The organism is Streptomyces sp. NPDC053750 (genome assembly GCF_044544295.1).
In the GTDB taxonomy this organism is placed as follows: domain Bacteria; phylum Actinomycetota; class Actinomycetes; order Streptomycetales; family Streptomycetaceae; genus Streptomyces.
On the sequence record NZ_JBITXB010000007.1, the window covers coordinates 383,704 to 408,215 of the forward strand.

The following is a 24,512-nucleotide window of genomic DNA, read 5'->3' on the forward strand; positions in this document are numbered from 1 at the left end:
TGTTGGACCGACCTGTTGGACCGACCTGTTGGACCGACCTGTTGGACCGACCTGTTGGACCGAGGGGACCGGAAGTTTCAGAAGCACCGCAGTACGGCCGTCTTCGTCATCGTGAACTCCTCGTCGGTGAGCACGCCGCTGCGGTGCAGCTCGCCCAACTCGCGCAGCCGGCGCAGCAGGACGTCGTGATGGTCGGACGCGGGCGGTACGGCACCCGAGAGCCGGCGCCGGGCCCCGCCCTCGAGGCCCGGGTCCGACGTCCCCTGACCGGCGTACGCCTCGTCCGTGCGGGTCGAGGGATGCGGCAGCCGCGCGGTGACGGCGGTGGCGATCAGCGCGGTGAGCAGATCACGGCGGGCGCTGCCCCACAGGTCCAGGGCGTACGGGTCCTTCTCCGGCGGCAGCTTGGCGAACACCGTCTCCCGGGTCACGAACCGCAGGAATCCGTCCGCGGACCCGGTGTTCGGCAGCCACTCGACCTGCGTCAGATCGCCGACGGCGATGATCCGCGGGCCGGTGGCCCGCTTGACCCGGTCGGACGTGTCGGCCCAGTCGATCCGCACCTGCGTGCCGTCGAAGGAGACCGTGCCGTCCGAGGAACGCACCGACACCGGCACCGGCGGCCCGGGCAGCAGGTACGCCTTGGTCGGCTCGCTGGGGATCCGGTCGAGCAGCAGCGCGCGGCGGATCTCCTCGGCGACGTACTCGGCGACCCCGCAGCGGTCGAGCGTCACCGCCAGCCGGTACGGGTCCGCCGCCTCCGGCAACCGGCCGCCGGTCGCCTGGAGGAGCGGGTCGGCTCCCTCGCGCAGCCGCAGACGCAGCCGCCCGCGTCTGCGTTCCGGCTCGAAGACGATGCCCGCGACGGCCTCCAACGGCACCGAGACCTCTCCGTACGTCTGCCGGAACAGCGGCACCGAGCGGTGCAGACCCGGAGTGATCCGGACCGTGCTGCCGTCGAACGCCCAGGTCCCGTCGCGCTGGATGATCTCGGCCATAACGGAATTCTCGCAGCCGGGTCAACACGGCGGTCCGCGCGTCACCCGCGCTGAGCAGACAGGACCGGGGGCGCCGGGCGCGCAGGGGGTGCTGTACGGCACAATTCGCTGTCGTTCCACGGGACTTAGGGCTGTCGCCGCAGGCGGTGCCACAACTGCTGCCGCGGGTGTCGTGGCAACTGTTGCCGCGGGTGTCGTGGCGGCTGTTGTGGCTGGGTTCTTCGCAAGGTTCTGACAGGGGTTCGGGAAGGCGGGCGTCGGGCGTGGCGGTGCAGGAGGCGAGACGTGGGAGCGGCTCGGACAAGGGCGCGTACGAGGTGGCGCACGGGGGCGGTTGCACCTGCGGGGACTGCCCGCACGGCGCCCGTGAGGGGCACCGGCGTGCGGTCGCCGCGTTCCTGCTGCGGCGGGACGAGTTCGCGGCCGGACAGGGCCTGCCGGCCGCGGTGGCCCACTCGGCCTCCGCCTCCCGGCAGTGGGTCTCGGAGGAGCTGACCCAGTCCGCGGAACTCGTCGCCGAACGCGGCCGCGCCGAGGGCGAGGCGTGGCTCGCGGGCCTGGGGCGCCGCACGGCCGCCGTCGTGTGGGCGGGGGTCGTACTGCTGCTGCTCGGGCAGTCGCTCACCGCCATCGGTGCCGGCTGGACGGCGGCACGCACCGCCGGGCTCGCGGCGGCACTGGTCGTGGCCGGTGCCCTGACGGCCGCGTCGTGGTTCCACCGGACCCGGGGCGGCGCGCTGGCCCCGGTCATCGGTGAGGACAACCGCCTGTCCACCTCCCGGGCGGTGGCCGCAGCCTGGGTGCTCTTCGTCGCCTACGCGGTGCTGGTCCTGGTCGGGCAGCTGGCGGTGGCCTCCGGGCACGGCCGCCGCGACGCGCTGATCTCCGGGCTCGAACTCGCCCGCGGCGCCGGAGCGGTGACCGTACTCGCGGTGGTGTGCGGGATCGCGGTCCTGGTGCGGCGGGTGGTCGGGCTGCGGGTGCTGGGACAGCGGCTGCAGAAGGTACGGGCGGACCGGCCGCGCGCGGCCGACCTGCTGACGGACGACGCGGGGCGTGGCACCTTCGCCGACATCCAGTACGTGGTGATCAGCACCGTCGCCCTGGTGTTCGCGGCGGTACGGCTCGCCCGGCGGCCCGAACAACTGCCCGACCTGCCCTGGGGCCTGGCCGTCGTGGTGCTGGTGTCGGCGGCGACCTACCTGGCCGGCAAGTATGCGGAGGGCGGTCGGCCCGTGATCCTCTCCGTGGTCCGGGCACGGGAGGCCGGTGACCTGGACGCGCCGGTCCGCACCGGCGACGACATCGAGATCCGGGGCGCCGGCTTCGTCCCACCCGGAGCCCAGCGCGCGGACCGTCTCTCCCGCATGGTCGTCCGTATCGGCGCGGTCAACGTCCACGTACCCCTGGTCCCGGTGACGGGCGGATTCAGCAACCCCACGGACGACCGGCTGACGGTCCCCGTACCGGCGGACGTGGAACCGGGCCGGGTGGACGTCCAGGTGATCACGAGTGCGGGCGTGGAGACCAACCGGTACGCCATCGACGTGACCGACTGATGCCCCTCAGATGGTCCCTGATGGTCGTCTTTTGCCCCCCTGGTGCCCCTCTGGGCCCGTCCGTGACCGCCAAACTGTCGAAACCGACAGGAAGAAACCGGTCGCAGGAGGGTTGAGCGAGGCCTCCGCGTCGTACGTATGGTCTCGTGAGGGGGTCTCGGCATGCGCGGGCGAAGGGCGGCTGGCAGTGATGACTCACGGCATGCACACGGACACGCACACCTCCCATCTCAACGGTGGCCGGGACTGGCGTGACAACGCCACCCGGTACGCACTCCTACCCCTACGCATCTTCCTGGGCGTCACCTTCATCTACGCGGGCCTGGACAAACTCACCGACAGCGCCTTCATGAAGGACGCGGGCGCCGGCTCCGTCGGCGACATGATGCGCACCGTCCGCGACTCCGCGGCCATCCCCTCCCTGGTCGACCTGGCCCTGGAGAACCCGCCGGGCTTCGGCTACGCCATCGCCCTGGGCGAGCTGGCCGTCGGCATCGGCACCCTGCTCGGGCTGCTGACTCGTCTGGCGGCACTCGGTGGCGCGCTGATCTCGCTCAGCCTGTGGCTGACCGTCAGCTGGGCCTCCGACCCGTACTACTACGGCAATGACCTCGCCTATCTCATGGCCTGGACTCCTCTCGTCCTCGCGGGCGCCCCGCTCCTGTCCATGGACGCCGCACTGCGTGCCCGACGCCGACGCGGGGCGGGCGGGTACCGGTAGCTTTCGTCGCCGGGGGCGTTGTCGGGCTGCTGCTCGTTGCGGGGCGGTGTGCTGCGGGGACGGGCCGCTGAAGGGGCTCGGTCCTGAAGGGGCGCTCAGCCCTGAGCCGGGCTCAGTCCTCAGGGGGCTCAGTCGGGGAGGCCCGCTCGGGGACCGTTGTCGTTCGCGCGGAGCGCCCCGCGGCGTCGGCGTATGTCCCGGGTCACGACCCCGACCGCTCCTGCGGTACAGAGACCGCCCATGACGACAGGGATCATCACGAACCACGGTGTGTCCCAGAGGCCGCCCGCATCACCCGCATAGATGACGCCCGCAAGGATCAGGAAGACGCCGGCGACCAGTCGCCCGGGTTGGAAGCTATGACGCAGCACGGGTCACCTCCGCCTGTCCGACGCCGACCTGGAGGTCGAGGTCGACCGTGCCGGCGTTCTTGCCGCCCGTGGTGGGGGCCAGAGTGATCTCCCTGTGCTTGCCGGGGGCCACGTCCACGTCCTTCGCGTCGTCGCCGGGAAGCTGGATGTCGCCCACGCCCACCTCGACGCTCAGCCGCACCGTCACGTCCTGCGGCACGACGACCCGTATTCGGCCCATGCCCACGTCGGCCCGGGTGGTCACCGACTGGCCGTCGGTCAGCTCCAGCCGGGTCAGATCAAGGGTGCCGGAGCCGGCCCCGACGTCGTACTGCTCGCGCACCTCGGCCACCGTCGTGGGCCGCCAGGTGGTGCTGACCCAGTCGGTGCCGACGTCCTTGGGCAAGGCGGCCGAGCCGGCGAGCAGGCCGGCCGTGATGATCGCCAGGAAGATCGAACCGGCTCCCGTGCGCCCCAGGAAGGCGCTGACGGCGATGCCGAGGCCGAAGACGGCGAGCGCGCAGGCCAGGCCGGTCTGCAGGCTGGTCCCGAGCGGCTGCTCGTCCCAGGTCAGCCGGGTGCCGAGGAAACCCGCGAGCAACGCGAGGAGGAAGACCCAGCCGCCGATTCCGCGAGGACCGCGGGGCTGCGGCCGGTAGTGCCGGTCGCCCGCAGCGGCGCGCGAGCCGCCGCGGATTCCGCGCCCGATGCTGATGGCCGCGTCGATGTCACGGTCGTGGGGGTCCTTCGGCCCCCACAGATATCCCGTCCCCCCGACGTGGGTGCCGTCCTTGACTATGGGGTCGCGCCACCAGGAGGGCATCGTGACCGCGGCCGGGGGTGCCTGGGCCTCCGGTGGAGCGTCGGCGGCGGCCTGGGCGGCGAGCGGGTCGGGGCCGGTGGTCCCGCGCTGCTGCGACCAGTACCCGGCGCCCGCGAGAAGGAGGGAGAGGACGACGCCGAAGGTCAGCACTCCGCCGTTGTTCAGCATGGTCAGGAAGACCCCGCAGCCGACCAGCGCGAACAGCACGGCCGCCAGCGCCTGGCCGTCGACCCGGCCGGTCAGCAGCTTGCGCACCTCGTTCTCCTCCTCGTCGTCGTACGAGACGAAGAGCCAGGCGAAGCCGTAGAAGATGAGGCCTATGCCGCCGGTCGCGGAGAGCACCGCGAGCGTGATCCGGAAGATCACCGGGTCCATGTCGCACTGCAGCCCGAGGCCGGAGCACACCCCGGCGAGCGTCTTGTGGCGCCGGTCCCTCCGGAACCTGTGGGGCGGACCGGGGGCATCGGTGCCGGCCGGGTCGCCCGCGTCGGTCGTGGCACCCCCGGCATGCGGGGAGCCCCCGGCCTTCGCGGCATCCGCGGCGGGCACGGCATCCTGCGGCCCGGCACCCAGCGGTGCGCGCGGGCCGGAGCCGGGTCCCGGACCCGTCGCGGCGTGCTCGTGATCTGTCATGAGTCCATGGTGACGGGCGCGACGCCACGACGGCAGCCGGTACGACCCTGGTCGGACCCTGATATCGGCCCTGACGCGACGCCGGGGGAGCGTTCGAAGGACCCGCGGCCCGAAGATCAGGGGAGTCTCGGGGACCGACCCTGATGCTCGCGCTCCCGCGATCGTGTGAACATCGGTGTCATGCCGGAAGCCGCAGCAGCACCCCTGGTCGAACCGAGGCCGCCGCGCAAGCTCTACCGCAGCAGCGACGGACGCTGGCTCGGTGGCGTGGCGCGAGGGCTCGCCGGGCATCTCGGGCTGCCCGTCATCTGGGTGCGGCTCGTCTTCGTCGGCCTGTTCATGGCCGACGGACTGGGTGCGCTGCTGTACGCGGCCTTCTGGTTCTTCGTACCGCTGGGCGTCGGCGGCGTCGACGCGCAGAAGCCGCCGTCCCTCGTCACCGCCGAGACCTCGCCGGACGGCCGCCGCAGACTCGTCGCCCGCAAACCGGACAAGGGCCAGATCGTCGCCCTGCTCCTCATGGTCGTCGTGGCCCTGGTCTTCGTGGGCAACGTCGATCTCGGTGGCGGAGCGAAGGCGTACCTGTGGCCGACCGTGCTCGTCGGCGCCGGCGTCGCCCTCGTCTGGCGCCAGGCGGACAACGCCCGCCGGGCCCGCTGGGCCGAGGTCGGACGCCACCGGCGCACCGTCACCCTGCTGCGTTCGGTGGCCGGTGTCCTGCTGGTGACGGCCGGTGTCACCGGCATCTTCGTCCTCCAGGGCTCCGCCGCCCACCTCGGCTCCATCCTTCAGGCGGCCCTCGCCGTCCTCGTGGGGATCACGCTTCTCGCCGGCCCCTACCTGGTGCGGATGACACAGGACCTCTCCGAGGAGCGGCTGATGCGCATCCGTGCCCAGGAGCGCGCCGAGGTCGCCGCCCATGTGCACGACTCGGTGCTGCACACCCTGACCCTGATCCAGCGCAACGCGGAGAACGCGGGCGAGGTGCGCCGCCTGGCCCGGGCCCAGGAGCGCGACCTGCGCGCCTGGCTCTACAAGCCGGAGGGCAACGGCAAGGACGAGGACGACGAGCCCACCACCCTCGCCGAGGCCGTGAAGCGCAATGCCGCCGAGGTGGAGGACAAGCACGGCGTCCCCATAGAGGTCGTGGTCGTCGGCGACTGTCCCCTCGACGAGAAGATCGGCGCACAGATGCAGGCCGCACGCGAAGCTATGGTGAATGCCGCCAAGTACGGTGGCGAGGGCGGGGCGGTGCAGGTCTACGCAGAGGTCGAGGGCAGGACGGTCTTCGTGTCCGTCCGGGACCGCGGCCCCGGCTTCGACCTCGACTCGATACCCGCCGACCGCATGGGCGTCAGAGAATCGATCATCGGCCGCATGGAGCGCAACGGCGGCACGGCGCGGCTGCGCGCGGTGCCGGACGGCGGCACGGAGGTCGAGCTGGAGATGGAGAGGGCGGAGAAGACGTCATGAGCGACCCGACCGAGGCGAACGGAACGGCGGCGGGAGCGGGCGAGGCGGCCGAGCCCGCCCAGCCGGCGAACGGCGGCGCGGGGGAGCGTCATGTGCGCGTGGTGCTCGTCGACGACCACCGCATGTTCCGCACCGGCGTCCAGGCCGAGATAGGACAGACCGCGCAGACCGGCGTCGAGGTCGTCGGTGAGGCCGCCGACGTCGACCAGGCCGTCACGGTGATCACCGCGACCCGGCCCGAGGTGGTGCTCCTCGACGTCCACCTCCCCGGTGGCGGCGGCGTCGAAGTGCTGCGCCGTTGCGCGCCCCTGATGAGCGACGCCGAGCAGCCCGTCCGCTTCCTCGCCCTGTCCGTCTCGGACGCGGCGGAGGACGTGATCGGCGTGATCCGCGGCGGCGCCCGCGGCTACGTGACCAAGACGATCACAGGTACCGACCTCGTCGACTCCGTCTTCCGCGTCCAGGAGGGTGACGCCGTCTTCTCCCCCCGCCTGGCCGGCTTCGTCCTCGACGCCTTCGCCTCCACCGACGCCCCGCCGGTCGACGAGGACCTCGACCGCCTCACCCAGCGCGAGCGCGAGGTACTGCGCCTGATCGCCCGCGGCTACGCGTACAAGGAGATCGCCAAGCAGCTGTACATCTCGGTGAAGACGGTCGAGTCCCACGTCTCGGCGGTCCTGCGCAAGCTCCAGCTGTCCAACCGTCACGAGCTGACGCGGTGGGCGACGGCCCGGCGGCTGGTGTGACGGCCGGCGGGTGAGGCGAGCGGACGCCTCTCGAGAGGCGTGCATTCCAGGGACCGCGACGGCCCGCCGACCGGGTTCCGGCCGACGGGCGTTCGCGGCATCGTAGGTCGGCTCAGCCGGCGTAGGTCTCGAACTCGGCGACCCTCGGGGTGCCGTTCGCGCTGGTGATCTCGAAGGTGACCTTCTTCAGTGAGGTCGCGGGGAAGGAGATGACCCCCGCACCGCTGCCCGAGGTCAGCGTGGCGCCGGTGTCGGCGTTGACGACCCGCCAGGAGCCGATGGTGCCCGCGCTGCCCGAGGCCTCCCTGATGTTGATCTTGGAGACCGACGTGGCCGAGCCCCACTTGACGGAGACGGAGCCGGTCGTGCCGTTGGGCGACCAGTAGGTGTTCAGGTCACCGTCGCGCACGTTGCCGTAGCTCGTCCCGCTCGCCTTGGAGGAGCCGTCGGCGCCGGCTCCGAGGCTGAGGTTGGTCCCGCTGGGCTGCGTGGGGTCGGTGGGGTCCGGCGTCGGGTCCGTGGGGTCGGGCGTGGGGTCGGTGGGGTCCGGCGTCGGGTCCGGGCTCTCGGCCGAGCAGTTGCCGTCGGACACCCGCAGGCCCTTGTTGGCTCCCGCCGTCGCGCTCACGACCTCCGGCACGCAGGCGGCGTCGTCGAGGGCGTAGGCGTAGGGGATGCTCACGGTGGTGTTGGACTGCGGGTTCGGTCCGGCGGGGTTGTTGTCGCCCTCGCGCTCGGACCAGGTCACGTTGTCGAAGATGTTGCCGCTGACCTGCCAGCTGCCGGCCTGGTCGGTGTAGAAGGTGCCGAGGACGTCCTTGGAGTCCTCGAAGTAGTTGTTGTCCACCTTGGCCTTGGCGCCCGCCCGGGAGTTGATGCCGGACTCGTTCAGGCTCTTGTAGTGGTTGTTGTACATGTGGGCGATCCCGCCGCGCAGCAGGGGGGCGCGGGAGTCGATGTTCTCGTACAGGTTGTGGTGGAAGGTGACGTAGCCGTTCGACACGTCGCTCTCGCTGGACCCGATGAGGCCGCCGCGGCCGGAGTTGCGCAGCGTGCTGTAGGACAGGGTCACGTACTGGGTGTTGTCCTTCATGTCGAAGAGGCCGTCGTAGCCCTCCGACTCCCCGCCGGACGCCTCCAGGGTGGTGTGGTCGACCCACACATTGCGGACGTCGCTCTCCATGCCGATGGCGTCACCGCCGTTGGAGGTGGGGGAGCCGGACTTCTTGACGTTCCGGACCGTCACGTTCTGGATGATGATGTTGCTGGACTCGCGGATGTGGATGCCGAGTTGGTCGAAGACCGCGCCGTTGCCGACGCCGACGATGGTGACGTTGCTGATCTGCTTGAGCTCGATCACACCGGCCGCGGTGCTGCAGCTGTCGCCGGACACCTTGCTGGTGTTGCCGTGGTTGATGGTGCCCTCGACCTCGATGATGATCGGGGTGCTGCTGTCGGCCCGGCTGCACAGGGCCTGGTGGATCGCGGTGCCGGTGGTGGCGCGGACGGTCTGACCGCCCGAGCCGCCGGTGGTCCCGCCGTTCTGGGTCGCGTATCCGGTGGCGCCACTGGCCGCGGCCGAGGCCTCGGGTGAGGTCAGGAACGCGCCGGTGGCGGTTGCCAGGGCAAGCGTGCCCAGTGCGGCCGAGAGCCGTATGGCGACTGGTCGTCTCATGTTCGCCTCGCCTTTCGTCTTTGTGTGGCGGCGGGTGCCGCATGGTGTTGTCGTTCGGCGGGCCGTCGAGGTTGCCGCCCTGGGTCAGGCAGTCGCTGCGCGACCCTTTTCGTTCACAAGCTCGGATGGGACGGTGTAACGCCTGCCCTGGATGAACTAGGCATGACAAGCGGGTAAGCGCTTTCTGTGCAGGGGAGAATAGGATGGGTACCCAGAGGTGGCAAGAGCTTGCGCAAGCGTTGATGCGTAAATGTGGACGCCGTACGCATCTGTGAACGCGCGTCACGCCACTCGCGTGGCCCCCGCGAACGGCATCTCGTCGAGCGGGGCGACGCGGACCGGCGCCGACGGGTTCGGGGCGTGGATCATCCGGCCGTTGCCGACGTAGATGCCGACGTGACTGATGCCGGAGTAGAAGAAGACCAGGTCGCCGGGGGCGAGTTCCGCGCGTGTGACGCGGCGGCCCGCGTCGATCTGGGCGTAGGTCGTGCGGGGGAGCGAGACGCCGGCGGCGCGATAGGCGGCCTGGACGAGGCCCGAGCAGTCGAAGGCGTCCGGGCCGGTCGCGCCCCACACATAGGGGCTGCCCAGCTTCTGGTACGCGTACGCGACGGCCGCCGCGGCCCGGGAGTTGGGCGCCTGCGCCGAGGCGGACAGGCCCTTCCGGGCGTCTGCCGAGGAGCGGGAGGCGTGCTCACCCGTGCCGCCGCCGATGCGTGCGCGCTCCTCGTCCGTCAGCCGGGACAGCAGCCGGCGGGCCGTCTCCAGCTTGCCGGTGACGGTCTCGCGGTGGCGCTTCAGCTCGGCCCGCCGCGACTTCAGCGAGGACAGTTCGACGCGCGCGGCGCCGCGCAGCTGCTCGATCTCCCGCAGCTCGCTCCGTACCCGGCGCACGGCGGCCGTCTGTCGGCTGCCCGCCCGCTCGACGAACGCGGCGTCGTCGAGATAGCGGTCAGGGTCGGAGGAGAGGACGAGTTGCAGGGCCGGATCGAGGCCGCCGCCGCGGTACTGCGCCGCCGCGACCGAACCCAGGGCCTCCCGCGCCGAGTTCAGACGCTCCTGCTTGCGGGCCGCCTCGTCCCGCAGGTTCTCCAGACGCTGTTCGGTGGCGTCCGCCCTCTCCTTGGCGCCGTTGTACTTCTCCGTGGCGACCTCCGCCTCCTGGTAGAGCTTGGCCACCCTGGCCCTGACCTGACCCGCTGTCGGCTCCGGGTCGGCGTGTCCGGTGCCGCCGCCCAGGCCGGTCGCGGTGGCCGCGCCCGCGAGGGTGATCGTGGCGGCGGTACGGGCCGCCCCGCCGCCCGCCGGGCGCTGTCGTGGCCTGCGGTGTGCTGCCACCAGGGATCCACGTCCTTCCGTACGACTCGCCGGTCGCTGCTCGTGCCGGTCGCCTGCCGCAGGACGCTAGGCGCGCGGGTAACGAGCCGGTGACGGAATGCGCGGAACTGGCGGTACCGGAGCGAGAGGTGACCGTACGTGACCGCGGGATCCGCTCGTGACCGTCGTCTTCACGCAGGGTGATGACCGATGTGCCGAATCGGGGGCGTAGGGAGACAGTAGGGTGCTATGGAGCACATGTGCGGGTCCGTACGCGTCCGGGGCTCTTCGTGCCGGGCGGGCCGGTGTCGGAGGGTGCCCGGCCGCTGATTAGGCTCCGGCCTCATGGACGTACTCATCCACCTCTTCGTCGGTCTGCACATCATCGGCATCGCGGCACTCCTCGGGGGCTTCCTGACCCAGATGAAGGCGATGGGCCAGGGCGCGGCCCGTTTCACCCCGGCGATGCTGCACGGCGCGCTGACGATGCTGGTCACCGGAGTGGTCCTGGTCGGCCTCAACCAGGCCGAGGACCACGCCGTCGACAACATCAAGATCGGCGTGAAGCTGGCCGTGCTGATCGTGATCCTCGGTCTGGTCTACGTGAAGCGCGACGACGAGAAGGTGGAGAAGCCGCTGTTCGGCCTGGTGGGCCTGCTGACCGTGGCGAACATCTTCATCGCGGTGCTGTGGACCTGACCGTCCCGGCGTCCGCACCCGCGGACCGCAGCTCGGTCCGGGCCGAGACGACTGCCCCGGCGGCGACCGCCAGCCACGCCGCGACCGCGATCCACACCAGCGCCCGACCGGGCGCGTCCAGCCACGGGGCGTCGACGACGGCGGCGACGGACAGGGTCGCCGCCGCCGTCATGCCGAGCGGGAAGACGGTCGACCAGCGGCGCACGTCGTAGCGGATCCGCGGCCACACGATCTCGCCGGCGAGGAGTACGACGTACCAGGCGAGGTCGAGGGCGAGCAGGAAGACGGTGACGTCGTGCAGGACGGCGTGGTCGTCGGCGTTCCACAGGTACATGCCCGTCCCGGCCGCCGCGAGCAGTTTGGCGCCGGCGAGCGCCGAGATGGCGAGCGCGCCGCCCGCCACCCAGTGGTCCCCGCTGCCCCGGGCCACCTGCCGCAGATCGAAACGGAACAGCGCGATCAGGTAGAGCACGATGCCCAGCCAGAACGGCACCAGGGACGCGTGCGCCAGCCACGCCGTCGAGGTGGCCGCGGACAGCGTGGCGCCGAGCACCGCGAGCCCTTCCGTGGCCACGCAGCCCAGGAACACCGCCCCGGGCATCCGGCGCCCCCAGTGCCGTACGACCAGCAGGAGCAGCCCCGGCCACAGCAGTGCGGCCAGCGCCAGCAGCGCCGCCGCCAGGAGCCACCAGCCGAGCAGGGAGAAGCGGGTGCCCAGCACGGTCGTCGCGGCGATGGCGGTCAGCGCGCCCGGCGTCCCCGCCCGCGTCACCCACTGCACGCGCTCGGCCAGCAGCAGGTAGACGAAGTTCGCCGCCAGGGTCAGCCAGGCGGCGCAGGCCAGGAGCAGGGCGATCCGGGACAGGATCTCGTGGCCCGTCAGGTGCAGGCCGACCGACACGATGGCGGTCGCCATCACCGCGGCCCCGGCCGCCGGCGGACGCTGCGCCCACCAGGCGCGCAGGTGGTGGGGATGGGGAGAGGTGCCGGATGACATGGCCCCGATGCTAGAGAGCCACGCCGGTCAGGCCGGGCGCACCACGCTGTGGATCGACGACTCGCCGTCGTAGAAGATCGATTCCTCGCGCACGTACGCGCCCGGCTTCGGGGCGTGGATCATCATGCCGTTGCCGATGTAGAGGCCGACGTGGCTGAGGTCGTCGTAGAAGAACACCAGGTCACCGGGTTGGGCCTGGGAGACCGGGACCGTCGTGCCGGCGTCGACCTGGTCGTAGGTGGTGCGCGGCAGCGTCACGCCCGCGGCCTTCCAGGCGGCCTGGGTGAGCCCGGAGCAGTCGTAGGAGCCGGGGCCGGTGGCGCCCCAGACGTACGGCTTGCCGATCTGGGCGCGGGCGAAGGCGAGCGCCTTCTCGGCCTTGGTGCCGGTGGAGGAGTCCGAGGCGGAGTCCGAGCCGGAGGAGCCCGATGAACCGGAGCCGGTGTTTCCGTCCTGGGCGGCCTGCTCCTGTTCCTGTGCCTCCGCCTCTGCCTGTTCCTGGCGCTTGCGCTCCTCGGCCTGCTGCTGCGCGAGCTCCGCGGCCTTGCGGGCGGCCTCCTCCTGCTTCTTCCTCTCGATCGCCGCGAGCCGGGCCTTCTCCTCGGCGGTCAGCTCCGAGAGCAGCTCGCGCGCGGTGGCGAGCTTCTTCTGGACGGTGGCCTTGGCCGTCTTGAGGTCGTTCTGCGACTCGGTGAGCGTCTCGAGGCTCTCGGTGGCCTCCCGGCGCTTCTTCATCGTCTCGGACTGCTGTGTGACGTAGTCGTCGACCGCGTCCTTCTGGCGGCCGGTGAGCCGGCTCATCAGCCGGGTCTGGTCGAAGTACTCCTGCGGCGAGTCCGCGAGGAGGAAGGTCGCGGTCTCCGGGACCAGACTGCCGGTGCGGTACTGCGCGGAGGCGTAGGACCCGAGCTCCTCGCGCGCCTCGTTGAGCTTCTGGGTGCGCTGGGCGACGTCGTCGAGGAGGGTGTCGACCTTCTTGCGCTGCTTGGAGGTCTTCTCCTTGGCCGCGTTGTACTTCTCGGTCGCCGATCCTGCCTGGCGGTAGAGGTCGTCGACCTTCTTCTCGACCTCTTCGAGGCTCGGCCTGTCGTCGTCCGACGGCGCGGCGTTGGCCGTCTGGGAGAGCAGGGCGACGGAGGTGAGGGCCGCCGTGGCGAGGGCGGGGGTCCGTATGCCTGCGACACGTGTACCGGTGGGGCGCGACTTGCGGTGCGACGCCAAGGAGGCGACTCCTTCCGTGCTCCGCCTACCGGGTTAGCTGTCGGGTTCGGGCGGAGTGGTTCTGGAAGGGTTGCCCTACGGCGGTCCGTCCCGGCGGGGGCGGTGCGGCCGATTCACCCCAAGGTTCTCGGTTGGGTCCCCGGCTCCGGGCGCCGTGCGGGCACGCCGGACTCGGCGGAGGCCGCGCGGCCCGGCGACGTTCGCCGGAGGGGGTCGTGCGGCCTGCCCGCACCGTAGCCAACTCGTGTGGCGGCTGTGAAGGTTGATGGGTGATATGCCCGATACATTTTCGTGACCTTTGGTGCGGGCGTCACTCTTCGTGGTGGGGCCGGTAGCGGGGCGTGCCCGGTGGCGGCTCTCCGGTCATTTTCCGGGGCGGGAACCGGTTGTCGGTGGGGCGCCCTAGACTCGGAGAGCGATGAGCAGCCTCTTTGACGACAGCTTCCTGGCGAGCCTCCAGACCCCCCGCGGTCACGAGGAGGAACCCCCGCCGCCGCCCGAGGACGATCACGGACCGGAGCCGGTTCCGCACGATCTGTTCGGCGGGAAGTTCGACGTGCCGCCGGACCGGGACACCCACTACCGGGACGGCGCCCCGCGCCCCGCCCTGGACCCGGCCGCGCTGCTGGAGGGGCTGAACGAGAACCAGCGCGCCGCCGTCGTGCACTCCGGCTCCCCCCTGCTCATCGTGGCCGGAGCGGGCTCCGGGAAGACCCGCGTGCTCACCCACCGCATCGCCCACCTGCTGGCCGAGCGGGGCGTCCACCCGGGCCAGATCCTCGCGATCACCTTCACCAACAAGGCCGCGGGCGAGATGAAGGAGCGCGTCGAGCAGCTCGTCGGCCCGCGGGCGAACGCGATGTGGGTCATGACCTTCCACAGCGCGTGCGTCCGCATCCTGCGCCGCGAGTCGAAGAGGCTCGGCTTCACTTCGTCCTTCTCGATCTACGACGCCGCCGACTCCAAGCGCCTGATGGCGCTCGTCTGCCGCGACCTGGACCTCGACCCCAAGCGCTTCCCGCCGAAGTCCTTCAGCGCGAAGATCAGCAACCTGAAGAACGAGCTGATCGACGAGGAGGACTTCGCCGCCCAGGCCGCCGACGGCTTCGAGAAGACCCTCGCCCAGGCCTACGCCATGTACCAGTCGCGGCTGCGCGAGGCGAACGCCCTCGACTTCGACGACCTGATCATGACCACGGTCAACCTGCTCCGCGCCTTCCCGGACGTCGCCGAGCACTACCACCGCCGCTTCCGGCACGTCCTGGTCGACGAGTACCAGGACACCAACCACGCCCAGTACGCCCTGGTCCGCGAGCTGGTCGGCACCCCCTCCGAGCACCCCGTCGACGTGCCGCCCGAGGCCGAGGTGCCGCCCGCCGAGCTGTGCGTGGTGGGCGACGCCGACCAGTCGATCTACGCCTTCCGCGGCGCCACCATCCGCAACATCCTCCAGTTCGAGGAGGACTACCCGGACGCCACGACGATCCTCCTGGAGCAGAACTACCGCTCCACGCAGACCATCCTCAGCGCCGCCAACGCGGTCATCGAGCGCAATGAGTCCCGCCGCCCCAAGAACCTGTGGACCAACCAGGGCGCCGGCTCGCAGATCACCGGGTACGTCGCCGACACCGAGCACGACGAGGCGCAGTTCGTCGCCGACGAGATAGACCGCCTCACGGACGCGGGCGAGGCGAAGGCCGGCGATGTCGCCGTCTTCTACCGCACCAACGCGCAGTCCCGTGTCTTCGAAGAGGTCTTCATCCGCGTCGGCCTGCCCTACAAGGTCGTCGGCGGCGTCCGCTTCTACGAGCGCAAGGAGGTCCGGGACGTCCTGGCCTACCTGCGGGTGCTGGCCAACCCGGAGGACACGGTGCCGCTGCGGCGGATCCTCAACGTGCCCAAGCGGGGCATCGGCGACCGCGCCGAGGCGATGATCGACGCCCTCGCCCAGCGCGAGAAGATCGGCTTCGCGCAGGCGCTGCGACGCGTCGACGAGGCGTACGGCATGGCCGCGCGCTCCGCCAACGCCGTCAAGCGGTTCAACACGCTCATGGAGGACCTCCGCACCATCGTCGAGTCCGGCGCCGGACCGGCGACCGTGCTGGAGGCGATCCTGGAACGCACCGGCTACCTCGCCGAGTTGCAGGCCTCCACCGACCCGCAGGACGAGACCCGCATCGAGAACCTCCAGGAACTCGCCGCCGTCGCCCTGGAGTTCGAGCAGGAGCGGGCCGAGGGCGAGGAGGCCGGGACCCTGGCCGACTTCCTGGAGAAGGTCGCGCTGGTCGCGGACTCCGACCAGATCCCCGACGAGGAGGACGGCGACGGCGTCGTCACCCTGATGACCCTGCACACCGCCAAGGGCCTGGAGTTCCCGGTCGTCTTCCTCACCGGCATGGAGGACGGCGTCTTCCCGCACATGCGCGCCCTCGGCCAGGCCAAGGAGTTGGAGGAGGAGCGGCGCCTGGCGTACGTCGGCATCACGCGTGCACGGGAGCGGCTCTACCTGACCCGGTCCACGCTGCGCAGCGCCTGGGGGCAGCCGTCGTACAACCCGCCCTCGCGCTTCCTGGAGGAGATCCCGGCGCCCCACCTGGAGTGGAAGCGCACCGGGGCCAACGGACCCGCGTCCTCCGCGCCGGTCTCGGCGGTGGCCGCCTCGCTGTCGTCGTCCCGGTCCCGCTCGTCGGCGTCGGGCGCGTCCGGCTTCGCCACGCGCCGGTCGTCCTCCGCCTCCGCCGAGCAGGCGACGGTGTCGCTGGTGGTCGGCGACCGCGTCACGCACGACCAGTTCGGGCTCGGCACGGTGGTCGGGATGAAGGGCACCGGGTCGAACGCCGAGGCGACGATCGACTTCGGGGACGCCAAGCCGAAGCGGCTGCTGCTGCGGTACGCGCCGGTGGAGAAGCTCTGAGCGTCTGAGGGTGTGGTGAGGGCCCGGGCGGTTGCTCGGGCCCGGGCCGCTGCCCGGTTCGGACCGGTCCGGCCTGGTGGGGTGTGAACGGCTGAGACGTTACGGCGTCACGACGGGTCCAGGCCGTGGCTGCGCAGCCACGACAGCGGGTCGATCGCCGAGCCGCCCGAGGGGCGCACCTCGAAGTGCAGGTGCGGGCCGGTCGAGTTGCCCGAGTCGCCGGAGAACGCGATCGTGTCGCCGGCCTTCACCGTCGTACCGGGGGCGACCTGGTAGGTGGAGAGGTGGCAGTACCACGTCTCCGTGCCGTCCTTCGCGGTCACGATCATCATGTTGCCGTACGCGCTGTTGTACTGCGTGCTGACCGTGCCGTCGGTCGCGGCCATCACCTTCGTGCCATACGACACGGGGAAGTCGATGCCGCTGTGCACGGACATCCAGTTGATGCCGGCCTGGCCGTAGTACGCGCTGAGGCCGTGCTCCGCGACCGGGAGGGCGAACTTGGGGCGCAGCCGCTCCTTGCGGGCCGCCTCCTGAGCCGCCCGCTTCTTCTCGGCGGCCTGCTGGGCCTTGAGGTCGATGCGCTCCTGCGTCCGGCTGGCCCGGTCGGCGAAGTCGTCGGCCCCGGCGGCGAGGCTGGTGAGCTGCGTGTCCAGCTTGTTGTTGGCGGCGGACGGTTTCACCGGGGCCGCGCCCGCGTCGGCCGGGTCCGCCGCCGACGCCGTGGTCTCCGTGCCGTCGTCGCCGGTCAGGCCTACGGAGGCGGCGGCGATACCGGCGACGCTCATCACGCAGGCCGACGGCACGGCGATGGTCAGCAGCGCCGAGCGCTTGGCGGGCTGGCGGCGGCGGGAACGCGCCCCGCCGCGGGAGGCGGTGCGGGGGGAAGGGACGCGGGCTGCCGGGGTGATCTCTTCCTGGCCCTCGAGGAGAGGGGGCACGGTGGGGAGTTCGCCGGTCGCGGCCAACTCGTCGTCGTGCGCGGCGGGTTCCTCGGCGGGTGGTGGGGTGTCCGGCGCGGTGTTCTCCGCCGGTTCGGGCTCGTTCGGCGCGGGCGCGTCCGCCGTGGTGCCGTCCGAGTTCCACTGGGTGGCGTCGTAGGCGCCGGTATCGAAGGTGCCCGCTTCGAAGGTCTGCGTGCCCCAGTCCCACTGCTGGGTCTGGTCGGCGGCGTTGTCCGTCTGGTCGGGCCGGGCCCAGGCGCCGGTGTCCCACTGTCCGGTGGCCTCGGCGGCGGTGGCCTGCGGCGGCACGGTCGCGGCCTGCTGGAAACCGGCCGTCCACGTGGTCGTGTCGTAGGCGCCGGTGTCGTAGGCGGTGTGGTGCTGGGCCGCGTAGGCGTCGTAGTTCAGGACCTGCCCGCTGCCGGTGGACCACTGGGTGGTGTCGTACGTGCCGGTGGTGTCGTACGTGCCGGTGGTGCTGTACGTGCCGGTGGCGTCATAGGTGCCCGTGGTGTCGTACGAGCCCGTGGCGTCGTAACTGCCGGTGGCCTGGTGCAGGAGGTCGCCGAAGAGGGGGTCCGCGTCGAAGGTCGCCGTGGCGGGGCCGCCGGTGGAAAAACCGGTGGTGTCATAGCCGCCGTACGTGGTGAGGTCGCCGTACGGGGCCTCCTGTGTGCCGTACGACGCGTAGTGCGCCGGGGCGGCGTCGGAAGCCGCGGCCGGGGCGGGCGTGCTCCCCGACGGGTGACGGTCGTTCACCAACTTCTCTTTCGCCTCGACAACAGGGGCTGCCAGAGCAGTGCGGCGACTGTACCCGGCGGTATACGGGCACGACAATCTTCGTCAGGTTTCGTGGGCGCAGGAAACGGGCAATCGGCCGTGTTTTGGGGGACGGCGGGCACGAGTTTGGCTTTGTGTTCGAAATTCGTTCGATGTCGATCGGGTGGTGGCGGCCGAATTTCGGGCTCAGGCGACCGTCAGGCCGCCGGTGCGTTTGCCCGTGGCGGAAGCCGTTTCCGAACCTGTCTGCCTCTCGGCGTCGGTCTCCGTCTCGAGGGTGTCGAGGGCCTGCCGGATCCCGGTGGCCACGGCGGGGTGCACGGGCAGGGCGAGGTGGCCGATGCCGCTCACCCGCACGTTCTGCACCGTCAGGTCGGGGTGGTCGAGGCAGGCTGTTTCCAGCGGGTCCATCACGCGGTCCAGGTCGCTCCAGAAGCTGACGAACTGCGTACGGCAGCCGGGTGCGGGCCGGTTCAGCTCCTCGAGCACCGCGGAACCGGGGCGCATCTGGCGCACGATCGGGTGCGCGTTCGCCAGCGGGACCACCCGGGTGCCGGTGTGAGGGGTGCCGAGCGTGACGAGCGTCCGCACGCGGAGGTCTCCGCCGAGCCGCTGCACGTAGTACCGCGCGATCAGCCCGCCGAGGCTGTGCCCGACGACGTCGACGCGCTCGCTGCCCGTCCGCTCGCAGATCTCCTCTATGTGCCGGCCGAGCAGCTCGGCAGCGGTGCGGATGTCGCAGGTCAGGGGTGAGTAGTTCAGCGACTCGATCTGGTGCCGGCCGTGCTGGGCCAGGCTGCGGCGCAGGAGCAGGAAGACCGAGCGGTTGTCGATGAAGCCGTGCAGCAGGACGACCGGGGGGCTGGTGCGGGCCGGCAGCCGGGGAGCGGGAGGGGAGGGCTGCGGGTCCCGGGAGCCTGCCGACGGGAGGCGGGAGACGGCGGGTCGGCGCTCCTGGACGATCCCCGAGGGATAGAGCAGGAGATGCCCGGCGAGGATCGCGACCTCCAGGGCGGTTGCCTTGAGGAAGGTCAGGGAGAGTCCGGTCAGTCTGGCGGGGATTCCCGGCAGTCCCGGGAGCGCCGGCAGGGCCGACAGGCCCGGCAGAGCCGGCAGAAGACGCTGACAGAGCGGGAGAAGGGGCAGTGCTGCCGTGGTGACCTTCATTGGCCGACCTCCTGTCGGCACGCGGAACGCCTCTGCCCCCCGTGTGCCCTCGTTGGAGTGCCGTGACACCAGTGAGGGGTGAGGTTTGCGAGGTTTAACCCATACAGAGGTGCCGTATCAGTGGTCTCTTGCCCCGTGGTGTCGGTGATACGGCGCGAGGCCCGCTGCTGCCCGGTCCTGCCCTCGCCGCGGCTCTCCGTGCGCGTGATGCCGCCGCGCCCTTGTGCGGTGCGCGGCGAACGTGTCCCACTGTGTGATTTCCCCCTCTGTATCCACCGCGAAACTGCCGGTTGCGGGATGCTGGCGATAACGTTCGTTCACTTCCCCGGACGGTGTGGTGCGGGGCGTCCGCGCCGCAAGGCGTGTGCACTTTGTGCATGTGGTGCGTGTTGTGCACATTGCGCGCAATGTGCCTTCTATGCCCGCCGTGCTCCTGTGTACGGCGTCGGCGAAGTGTGCGGTACTTGTCGGTACGGATGGATGTAGTCGCTTCATGGAGGCAGTGATGGGTGTGGCAGCCGGTCCGATCCGCGTGGTGGTGGCCAAGCCGGGGCTCGACGGCCACGATCGCGGGGCCAAGGTGATCGCGCGGGCGCTGCGCGACGCCGGTATGGAGGTCATCTACACCGGGCTCCACCAGACACCCGAGCAGATCGTGGACACCGCGATCCAGGAGGACGCGGACGCCATCGGGCTGTCCATCCTCTCCGGTGCGCACAACACGCTCTTCGCCGCTGTGATCGAGCTGCTCAGGGAGCGGGACGCGGCGGACATCCTGGTCTTCGGCGGCGGGATCATCCCGGAGGCGGACATCGCCCCGCTGAAGGAGAAGGGTGTCGCGGAGATCTTCACGCCCGGCGCGACGACGGCGTCGATCGTGGACTGGGTACGGGCCAATGTGCGGGAGCCGGCGGAGGCGTAGCCGGCCGACGGCGGACGGCCGACGGCAGGCGCGCCGGCGGCCCGGGGTAGCGGGCGGCGGGGCAGCCGGGGCGGTCCGGACGCGTGCTGCGGCTCGTCGGCTCCGGATCGCGCGGACCGGGCGCCGGCGCCCGGCGCCGCGGGACTGTCCCGGGGTGCCCGCGCCCCACGCAGCCGCCCCTAGTCCGCCCCCAGTTCCTCGGCCATCGCCGCGCGCAAGCGCAACGTCGTGACGAGGCGCTGGAACGCCTCCGCCCAGTACCCCCCGGCCCCCGGCGACGCGTCCTCCGGCTCGTCCGGTATCGCCAGCAGGCCGTCGAGGCGGCCCGCCTCCGAGGGGTCGAGGCAGCGTTCGGCCAGGCCCATGACGCCGCTGAAGCTCCACGGGTAGCTTCCGGCGTCACGGGCGATGTTGAGTGCGTCGACCACCGCCCGTCCGAGCGACGGCGCCCACGGCACCCCGCACATGCCGAGCAGCTGGAACGCCTCGGACAGACCGTGCGTCGCGATGAACCCGGCTACCCACTCCGCCCGTTCACCGGCGTCCAGCGTGCCGAGCAGTTTGGCCCGCTCGGCCAGGGACACCGCGCCCGGACCCCCGGCCTCGGGCGCCGTGGGTGCTCCCAGCAGGGCTCTTGCCCAGTCCCCGTCCCGCTGCCGCACCGCGGCGCGGCACCACGCCGCGTGCAGTTCGCTCTGCCAGTCGTCCGTCACCGGAAGGGCCACGATCTGCTCGGGGGTGCGTCCGCCGAGCCGCGCGGACCAGATGCCCAGTGGTGCCGCCTCCGCCAACTGGCCGAACCACCACGATCGTTCGCCGCGCCCGCTGGGCGGCTTGGCCACGACACCGTCCCGCTCCATGCCCGCGTCGCACTCGTGGGGTGCCTCGACCGCGATCGCCGGTGGATCCAGCGTGCGGTCGAGGGACACGCACGTCACGGCCCGGGCCGCCATACGCGTGGCGAGCGCCGAATCAGGGAGAGCCGACAGCAACTCGGCCGCCGTCGCCCGCACATTGCGGCTGCGGTCGGCCAGCGCCTGTTCCAGGAACGGCTCGTCGGCCGACTCCAGCCCCGTGCGCAGCGAGTCGAGGAACATCAGCCGGTCTTCGGCCCGCTCCGTCGCCCAGGTCGAGGCGAGCAGCTCACGGGCACCGTCGGGGTCGCGGGCGCGCAGGGACGTCAGCAGGGCGACGCGCTCGGCGAACAGGCCCTCCGCCCAGAGCCGCCGCACCCGCTCCGTGGCACCCTCGGTGGCACTGGGGTCGGGCAGTGCGGTGCCCCCGCCCGACGTCGCACGCAGGGCGAAGCGCCAGTCCGGGTTCAGCCGGGCCAGCCACAGGGCTCGGGGCCCGGCGAACGTCAACGCCGCCGGCCGCAGGTCCGTGCGTCCCCGGGCCGCGTCCAGGAGGGCCGGAAGAGCTTCGGGCGGTGCCGCGAAACCGCGGGCGTTCGCCGTCGCCAGCCACTGGGGCAGTAGCTCCATCAGGTCGGGCGCGCTGCCCCTGCGGCCGCCGCCCGCCGCACCGGGGCGGTCGGTGAGCAGCATCGTGAGCCGGCGGGCGGCCGCGTCCGGCAGGGGTGGGCGGGGGTCTTCGGGGGCCGGGTCGGGACGCCGGGCCGCGTGGGCCGGGCGCAGTCCGGCGCGTCGGCGGACTGTCTCCGCGGCAGCGGCGTCCAGCAGCGCCGCCGGGGCGCCGAGGCCGGGCTCGCAGCCCGGGGGAGTGCGCCGTTCCGTGCCGAGCAGTGCCGCGGTGACGAGCTCCTCCCAGACGCCCGGTGCGGGCGCGTCAGCGACAGCGGGTGTCCTGGTCATGCGGTTCCTTTCCGGTACGGCCGGTCTTCCGCGCGGTCTTCCGTCGGGCGAGTCAGCACAGCGGCACCGCCGGTCCCGGTCCGGTCGGCCAGGCAGTCAGCGGAGTGAAGCCGCGGTGGCCGCACTCGCCGAAGACCTTGACAGGGGCGCCGCCCGACAGGGCGACCAGGCGCCACAGCCCCGGGCGGTTGCCGGGCACCGGGGCGAGCGGCAGCGCCGTGTCCCCGTCGGCGTCCGCAAGCTGCCACGAGTCGCCGTCCGGTACCGGGACGACCTCTTGCAGGGTCACCGGGACCGACTCGAGCCACGGGTCGTCGCGGAGGGCCTCGCCGTAACGCACGGCCGCCTGGGACGTCGTCACCCCCCGCGGGCGTATCTCCGCGGGCGCGGGCGGCGCGAACTGCTTCCCCAGGGCCGCTCGCTGCTGACCGGCACCCGGATACGCCGACACCTCGGCGTCCAGGACGAGCCCCACCGGCAGCGCCAACTCCGGAGCCCGGCCCGCGGCGCCGTAGGAGAGGAGCAGTGCGGCGCGGTCCGACTCCGCGCCGTACAACCAGACCCTACGGGTCGTCAGTCGTGCGTCCGAGGTGTCGTACTGGGCGAGGACCAGCCAGCGGTCCCGCAGCGGAGGGCCGTCCGCCGGCGCGGACAGGCCGACGCGTGAGCGGACCGTCGCCGCCAGCGCGTCCGGCAGCCGCTCGCGGTGCAGCCAGCCCCGGTCGAGGAGATGGAGAAGGGCGCACTCCTCCAGCAGCCGGACCGGCCAGCCGGGCCCGGACGACGGTATGGCCCCCAACTCCCTTACGCGCGCGGCCAGCCCGGACGCCTGGGCGTCGACCATGCGGGCCGCCGTCTCCTCCCATAGCCCGTAACCGGACTGTTCCGCGCCGGCCAGGCCTCCGCGCAGGAGGTCCGCGAGCCGCTGCTCCAACTCCGTCGCGCCCGCGGTGATCCGCTCGGCCCTTCGCTCCGCCCGGCGCCGCGCCGCCTCCGGGTCGCTCGGCCCGGTCACGGAACCGGACGAGTCCGCCGCCCCCTTCTCCTCTCCGCGCTCACGCCGTCCCGTGATCCACTGCTCCGCCCAGTCCGGCGCCTTCGCCTCCGGAGCCGCACCGCCTCCGCCCGCCCAGAGCAACAGCAGCCCGAGCGCGTGCTTGCACGGGAACTTGCGGCTCGGACAACTGCACTTGTAGGCGGGCCCGGACCCGCCCGCGACGTCGACGACCGTCCGATACGGCGTGCTGCCGCTGCCCCTGCACTGCCCCCACACCGCCCCTTCGTCGGAACACCCCACCTCGGACCACGGCCCGGTCGTGCCGAGTTTGCTCCCCGCTTTGCGTGACGCGACGTCAGGCGCCAGTGCCAGCACCTGGTCCGCGGTCCAGCGCACCCCCTGCTGAGTCATGCCATCGAAGGTAGATCCTCCCACTGACAATCAGCCGAGCTCGGGCGTTTGTGCAGGTCAGAGCGATTGTCAGTGGCGTGGTGCACCGTGGATGCAGATCGAACCGGCCGAGCTGGAGGGGGAATCAGCCATGCCTGTGTCCGTAGAACCGACATCCGTCGTCCCGGGCCAGAACGGGTCCGCGCCCGAAGCGGAGGCGTTGCGGCCGCACGCCGAGCAGGCCTTCGCGGCCGAGCTCGCCGCGTTGGCCGCGCAGGACGACCACCCGCGTCCGGCCCGTTGGAAGCTGTCGCCGTGGGCGGTTGCCACCTATCTGCTCGGCGGCACCCTGCCCGACGGCACGGTGATCACCCCGAAGTACGTGGGCCCGCGCCGTATCGTCGAGGTCGCCGTCAGCACGCTCGCCACCGACCGTGCGCTGCTCCTGCTGGGCGTGCCCGGCACCGCGAAGACCTGGGTGTCCGAGCACCTCGCCGCAGCGGTGAGCGGCGACTCGACCCTGTTGGTGCAGGGGACGGCCGGCACCCCGGAAGAGGCGATCCGGTACGGGTGGAACTACGCGCGGCTGCTCGCCCACGGTCCCAGCCGGGACGCCCTCGTGCCCAGCCCGGTGATGCGGGCCATGGCGGAGGGCACGACGGCCCGCGTGGAGGAACTGACCCGCATTCCGGCCGACGTGCAGGACACGCTCATCACGATCCTGTCGGAGAAGACCCTGCCTATACCGGAACTCGGCCAGGAGGTGCTGGCGGTCCGCGGCTTCAACCTGATTGCCACCGCCAACGACCGCGACCGCGGGGTCAACGACCTGTCCAGCGCCCTGCGCCGCCGCTTCAACACCGTGGTGCTGCCGCTGCCGGCGAGCGCCGAGGCCGAGGTCGACATCGTCTCGCGCCGCGTCGACCAGATCGGCCGTTCCCTCGATCTGCCGACCGCGCCCGACGGCATCGACGAGATCCGCAGGGTCGTCACCGTCTTCCGCGAGCTGCGCGACGGGCTGACGACCGACGGGCGTACGAAGGTGAAGTCGCCCAGCGGCACGCTGTCGACGGCGGAGGCCATCTCGGTCGTCACCAACGGTCTGGCACTGGCCGCGCACTTCGGTGACGGGGTGCTGCGGCCGGGCGACGTCGCCGCGGGCATCCTCGGCGCCGTCGTCCGCGACCCCGCCGCCGACCGCGTCATCTGGCAGGAGTACCTGGAGACGGTCGTCCGCGAGCGCGACGGCTGGTCGGACTTCTACCGGGCCTGCCGGGAGGTGAGCGCGTGAACGGCATGCGGATGTGGACGCGGACGCTGCTCCGGACCGGTGCCCCGGTGGCCGGTGTGACGGGGGACGACGAGGACTCGA

General features: G+C 71.8%; 19 protein-coding genes and 1 riboswitch. Of the genes, 8 read left to right on the plus strand and 11 right to left on the minus strand.

The genetic code is table 11. The annotated features are described in order from the left end of the window. Positions 1 to 77 precede the first annotated feature (77 nt). Entirely contained in the window at positions 78 to 998 is a 921-nt protein-coding gene (locus tag ACIGO6_RS22495) for a DUF4429 domain-containing protein (protein WP_399878803.1), read from the minus strand. A 263-nt stretch (positions 999 to 1,261) separates the two neighbouring features. Here ACIGO6_RS22495 and ACIGO6_RS22500 point away from each other — a divergent pair, with 263 nt between their 5' ends. Together ACIGO6_RS22500 and ACIGO6_RS22505 are read left to right on the plus strand one after the other, a co-directional pair. After that, positions 1,262 to 2,557, plus strand: a complete 1,296-nt coding sequence (locus tag ACIGO6_RS22500; RefSeq protein ID WP_399878805.1) for a hypothetical protein — start codon at positions 1,262 to 1,264, stop codon at positions 2,555 to 2,557. Between the two features lie 190 nt (positions 2,558 to 2,747). After that, positions 2,748 to 3,278 (plus strand): DoxX family membrane protein, encoded by a 531-nt coding sequence (locus ACIGO6_RS22505; RefSeq protein ID WP_399878807.1) that lies wholly within the window; start codon positions 2,748 to 2,750, stop codon positions 3,276 to 3,278. Positions 3,279 to 3,406: 128 nt separating this feature from the next. On the opposite strand, the gene ACIGO6_RS22510 is transcribed toward ACIGO6_RS22505, so the two are convergent. Together ACIGO6_RS22510 and ACIGO6_RS22515 are read right to left on the minus strand one after the other, a co-directional pair. After that, entirely contained in the window at positions 3,407 to 3,649 is a 243-nt protein-coding gene (locus ACIGO6_RS22510) for a hypothetical protein (protein ID WP_399878809.1), read from the minus strand. Beyond that, positions 3,636 to 5,084, minus strand: coding sequence for a PspC domain-containing protein (locus tag ACIGO6_RS22515; protein ID WP_399878811.1), 1,449 nt, complete (start codon positions 5,082 to 5,084; stop codon positions 3,636 to 3,638). The genes ACIGO6_RS22510 and ACIGO6_RS22515 overlap by 14 nt, the downstream gene beginning before the upstream one ends. Before the next feature lie 180 nt (positions 5,085 to 5,264). Here ACIGO6_RS22515 and ACIGO6_RS22520 point away from each other — a divergent pair, with 180 nt between their 5' ends. Further along, positions 5,265 to 6,557, plus strand: coding sequence for a PspC domain-containing protein (locus ACIGO6_RS22520; protein ID WP_399878812.1), 1,293 nt, complete (start codon positions 5,265 to 5,267; stop codon positions 6,555 to 6,557). Further along, positions 6,554 to 7,303 carry a LuxR C-terminal-related transcriptional regulator gene (locus ACIGO6_RS22525; protein WP_399878814.1) on the plus strand — a complete coding sequence of 250 codons (750 nt, stop codon included), beginning with the start codon at positions 6,554 to 6,556 and terminating at the stop codon, positions 7,301 to 7,303. The genes ACIGO6_RS22520 and ACIGO6_RS22525 overlap by 4 nt, the downstream gene beginning before the upstream one ends. 112 nt (positions 7,304 to 7,415) lie before the next feature. Here ACIGO6_RS22525 and ACIGO6_RS22530 read toward each other — a convergent pair whose 3' ends face one another. Next, the gene (locus ACIGO6_RS22530) at positions 7,416 to 8,978 is read right to left on the minus strand and encodes a polysaccharide lyase family 1 protein (RefSeq protein WP_399878816.1); all 1,563 of its coding nucleotides are present in this window, start codon (positions 8,976 to 8,978) and stop codon (positions 7,416 to 7,418) included. A 282-nt stretch (positions 8,979 to 9,260) separates the two neighbouring features. Beyond that, complete coding sequence (locus tag ACIGO6_RS22535) at positions 9,261 to 10,316, minus strand: NlpC/P60 family protein (protein ID WP_399878818.1); 1,056 nt, start codon at positions 10,314 to 10,316, stop codon at positions 9,261 to 9,263. 324 nt (positions 10,317 to 10,640) lie between these two features. On the opposite strand from ACIGO6_RS22535, the gene ACIGO6_RS22540 reads away from it, so the two are divergent. Further along, a complete protein-coding gene (locus ACIGO6_RS22540; protein WP_399878820.1) occupies positions 10,641 to 10,994 on the plus strand; it encodes a hypothetical protein in 354 nt (117 codons plus the stop codon). Here ACIGO6_RS22540 and ACIGO6_RS22545 read toward each other — a convergent pair. Together ACIGO6_RS22545 and ACIGO6_RS22550 are read right to left on the minus strand one after the other, a co-directional pair. Continuing rightward, positions 10,972 to 11,991, minus strand: a complete 1,020-nt coding sequence (locus ACIGO6_RS22545; RefSeq protein WP_399878822.1) for a tellurite resistance/C4-dicarboxylate transporter family protein — start codon at positions 11,989 to 11,991, stop codon at positions 10,972 to 10,974. The two genes, ACIGO6_RS22540 and ACIGO6_RS22545, sit on opposite strands and share 23 nt — an antisense overlap. Positions 11,992 to 12,018: 27 nt before the next feature. Next, on the minus strand, positions 12,019 to 13,212 hold the full coding sequence (locus tag ACIGO6_RS22550) for an NlpC/P60 family protein (RefSeq protein ID WP_399878824.1): 1,194 nt from the start codon (positions 13,210 to 13,212) through the stop codon (positions 12,019 to 12,021). Positions 13,213 to 13,219: 7 nt separating this feature from the next. Beyond that, positions 13,220 to 13,399: riboswitch (cyclic di-AMP (ydaO/yuaA leader) on the minus strand. 231 nt (positions 13,400 to 13,630) lie between these two features. Here ACIGO6_RS22550 and pcrA point away from each other — a divergent pair. Next, on the plus strand, positions 13,631 to 16,126 hold the full coding sequence (gene pcrA, locus ACIGO6_RS22555) for a DNA helicase PcrA (RefSeq protein WP_399878826.1): 2,496 nt from the start codon (positions 13,631 to 13,633) through the stop codon (positions 16,124 to 16,126). 107 nt (positions 16,127 to 16,233) lie between these two features. On the opposite strand, the gene ACIGO6_RS22560 is transcribed toward pcrA, so the two are convergent. Both ACIGO6_RS22560 and ACIGO6_RS22565 read right to left on the minus strand, forming a co-directional pair. Next, positions 16,234 to 17,829, minus strand: a complete 1,596-nt coding sequence (locus ACIGO6_RS22560; RefSeq protein ID WP_399878828.1) for a peptidoglycan DD-metalloendopeptidase family protein — start codon at positions 17,827 to 17,829, stop codon at positions 16,234 to 16,236. A gap of 207 nt (positions 17,830 to 18,036) precedes the next feature. Then, a complete protein-coding gene (locus ACIGO6_RS22565; protein ID WP_399878830.1) occupies positions 18,037 to 19,017 on the minus strand; it encodes a lipase family alpha/beta hydrolase in 981 nt (326 codons plus the stop codon). A 505-nt stretch (positions 19,018 to 19,522) separates the two neighbouring features. Here ACIGO6_RS22565 and ACIGO6_RS22570 point away from each other — a divergent pair. Continuing rightward, positions 19,523 to 19,939, plus strand: coding sequence for a cobalamin B12-binding domain-containing protein (locus ACIGO6_RS22570; RefSeq protein ID WP_055418278.1), 417 nt, complete (start codon positions 19,523 to 19,525; stop codon positions 19,937 to 19,939). A gap of 179 nt (positions 19,940 to 20,118) precedes the next feature. Here ACIGO6_RS22570 and ACIGO6_RS22575 read toward each other — a convergent pair whose 3' ends face one another. Further along, positions 20,119 to 21,753 carry a DUF5691 domain-containing protein gene (locus ACIGO6_RS22575; RefSeq protein WP_399878832.1) on the minus strand — a complete coding sequence of 545 codons (1,635 nt, stop codon included), beginning with the start codon at positions 21,751 to 21,753 and terminating at the stop codon, positions 20,119 to 20,121. Between the two features lie 52 nt (positions 21,754 to 21,805). Further along, positions 21,806 to 23,161 (minus strand): SWIM zinc finger family protein, encoded by a 1,356-nt coding sequence (locus ACIGO6_RS22580; RefSeq protein ID WP_399878834.1) that lies wholly within the window; start codon positions 23,159 to 23,161, stop codon positions 21,806 to 21,808. Positions 23,162 to 23,291: 130 nt separating this feature from the next. Here ACIGO6_RS22580 and ACIGO6_RS22585 point away from each other — a divergent pair, with 130 nt between their 5' ends. Further along, positions 23,292 to 24,431: an AAA family ATPase gene (locus ACIGO6_RS22585; RefSeq protein WP_399878836.1), complete on the plus strand. Its 1,140-nt coding sequence runs from the start codon at positions 23,292 to 23,294 to the stop codon at positions 24,429 to 24,431. Positions 24,432 to 24,512: the final 81 nt, after the last annotated feature.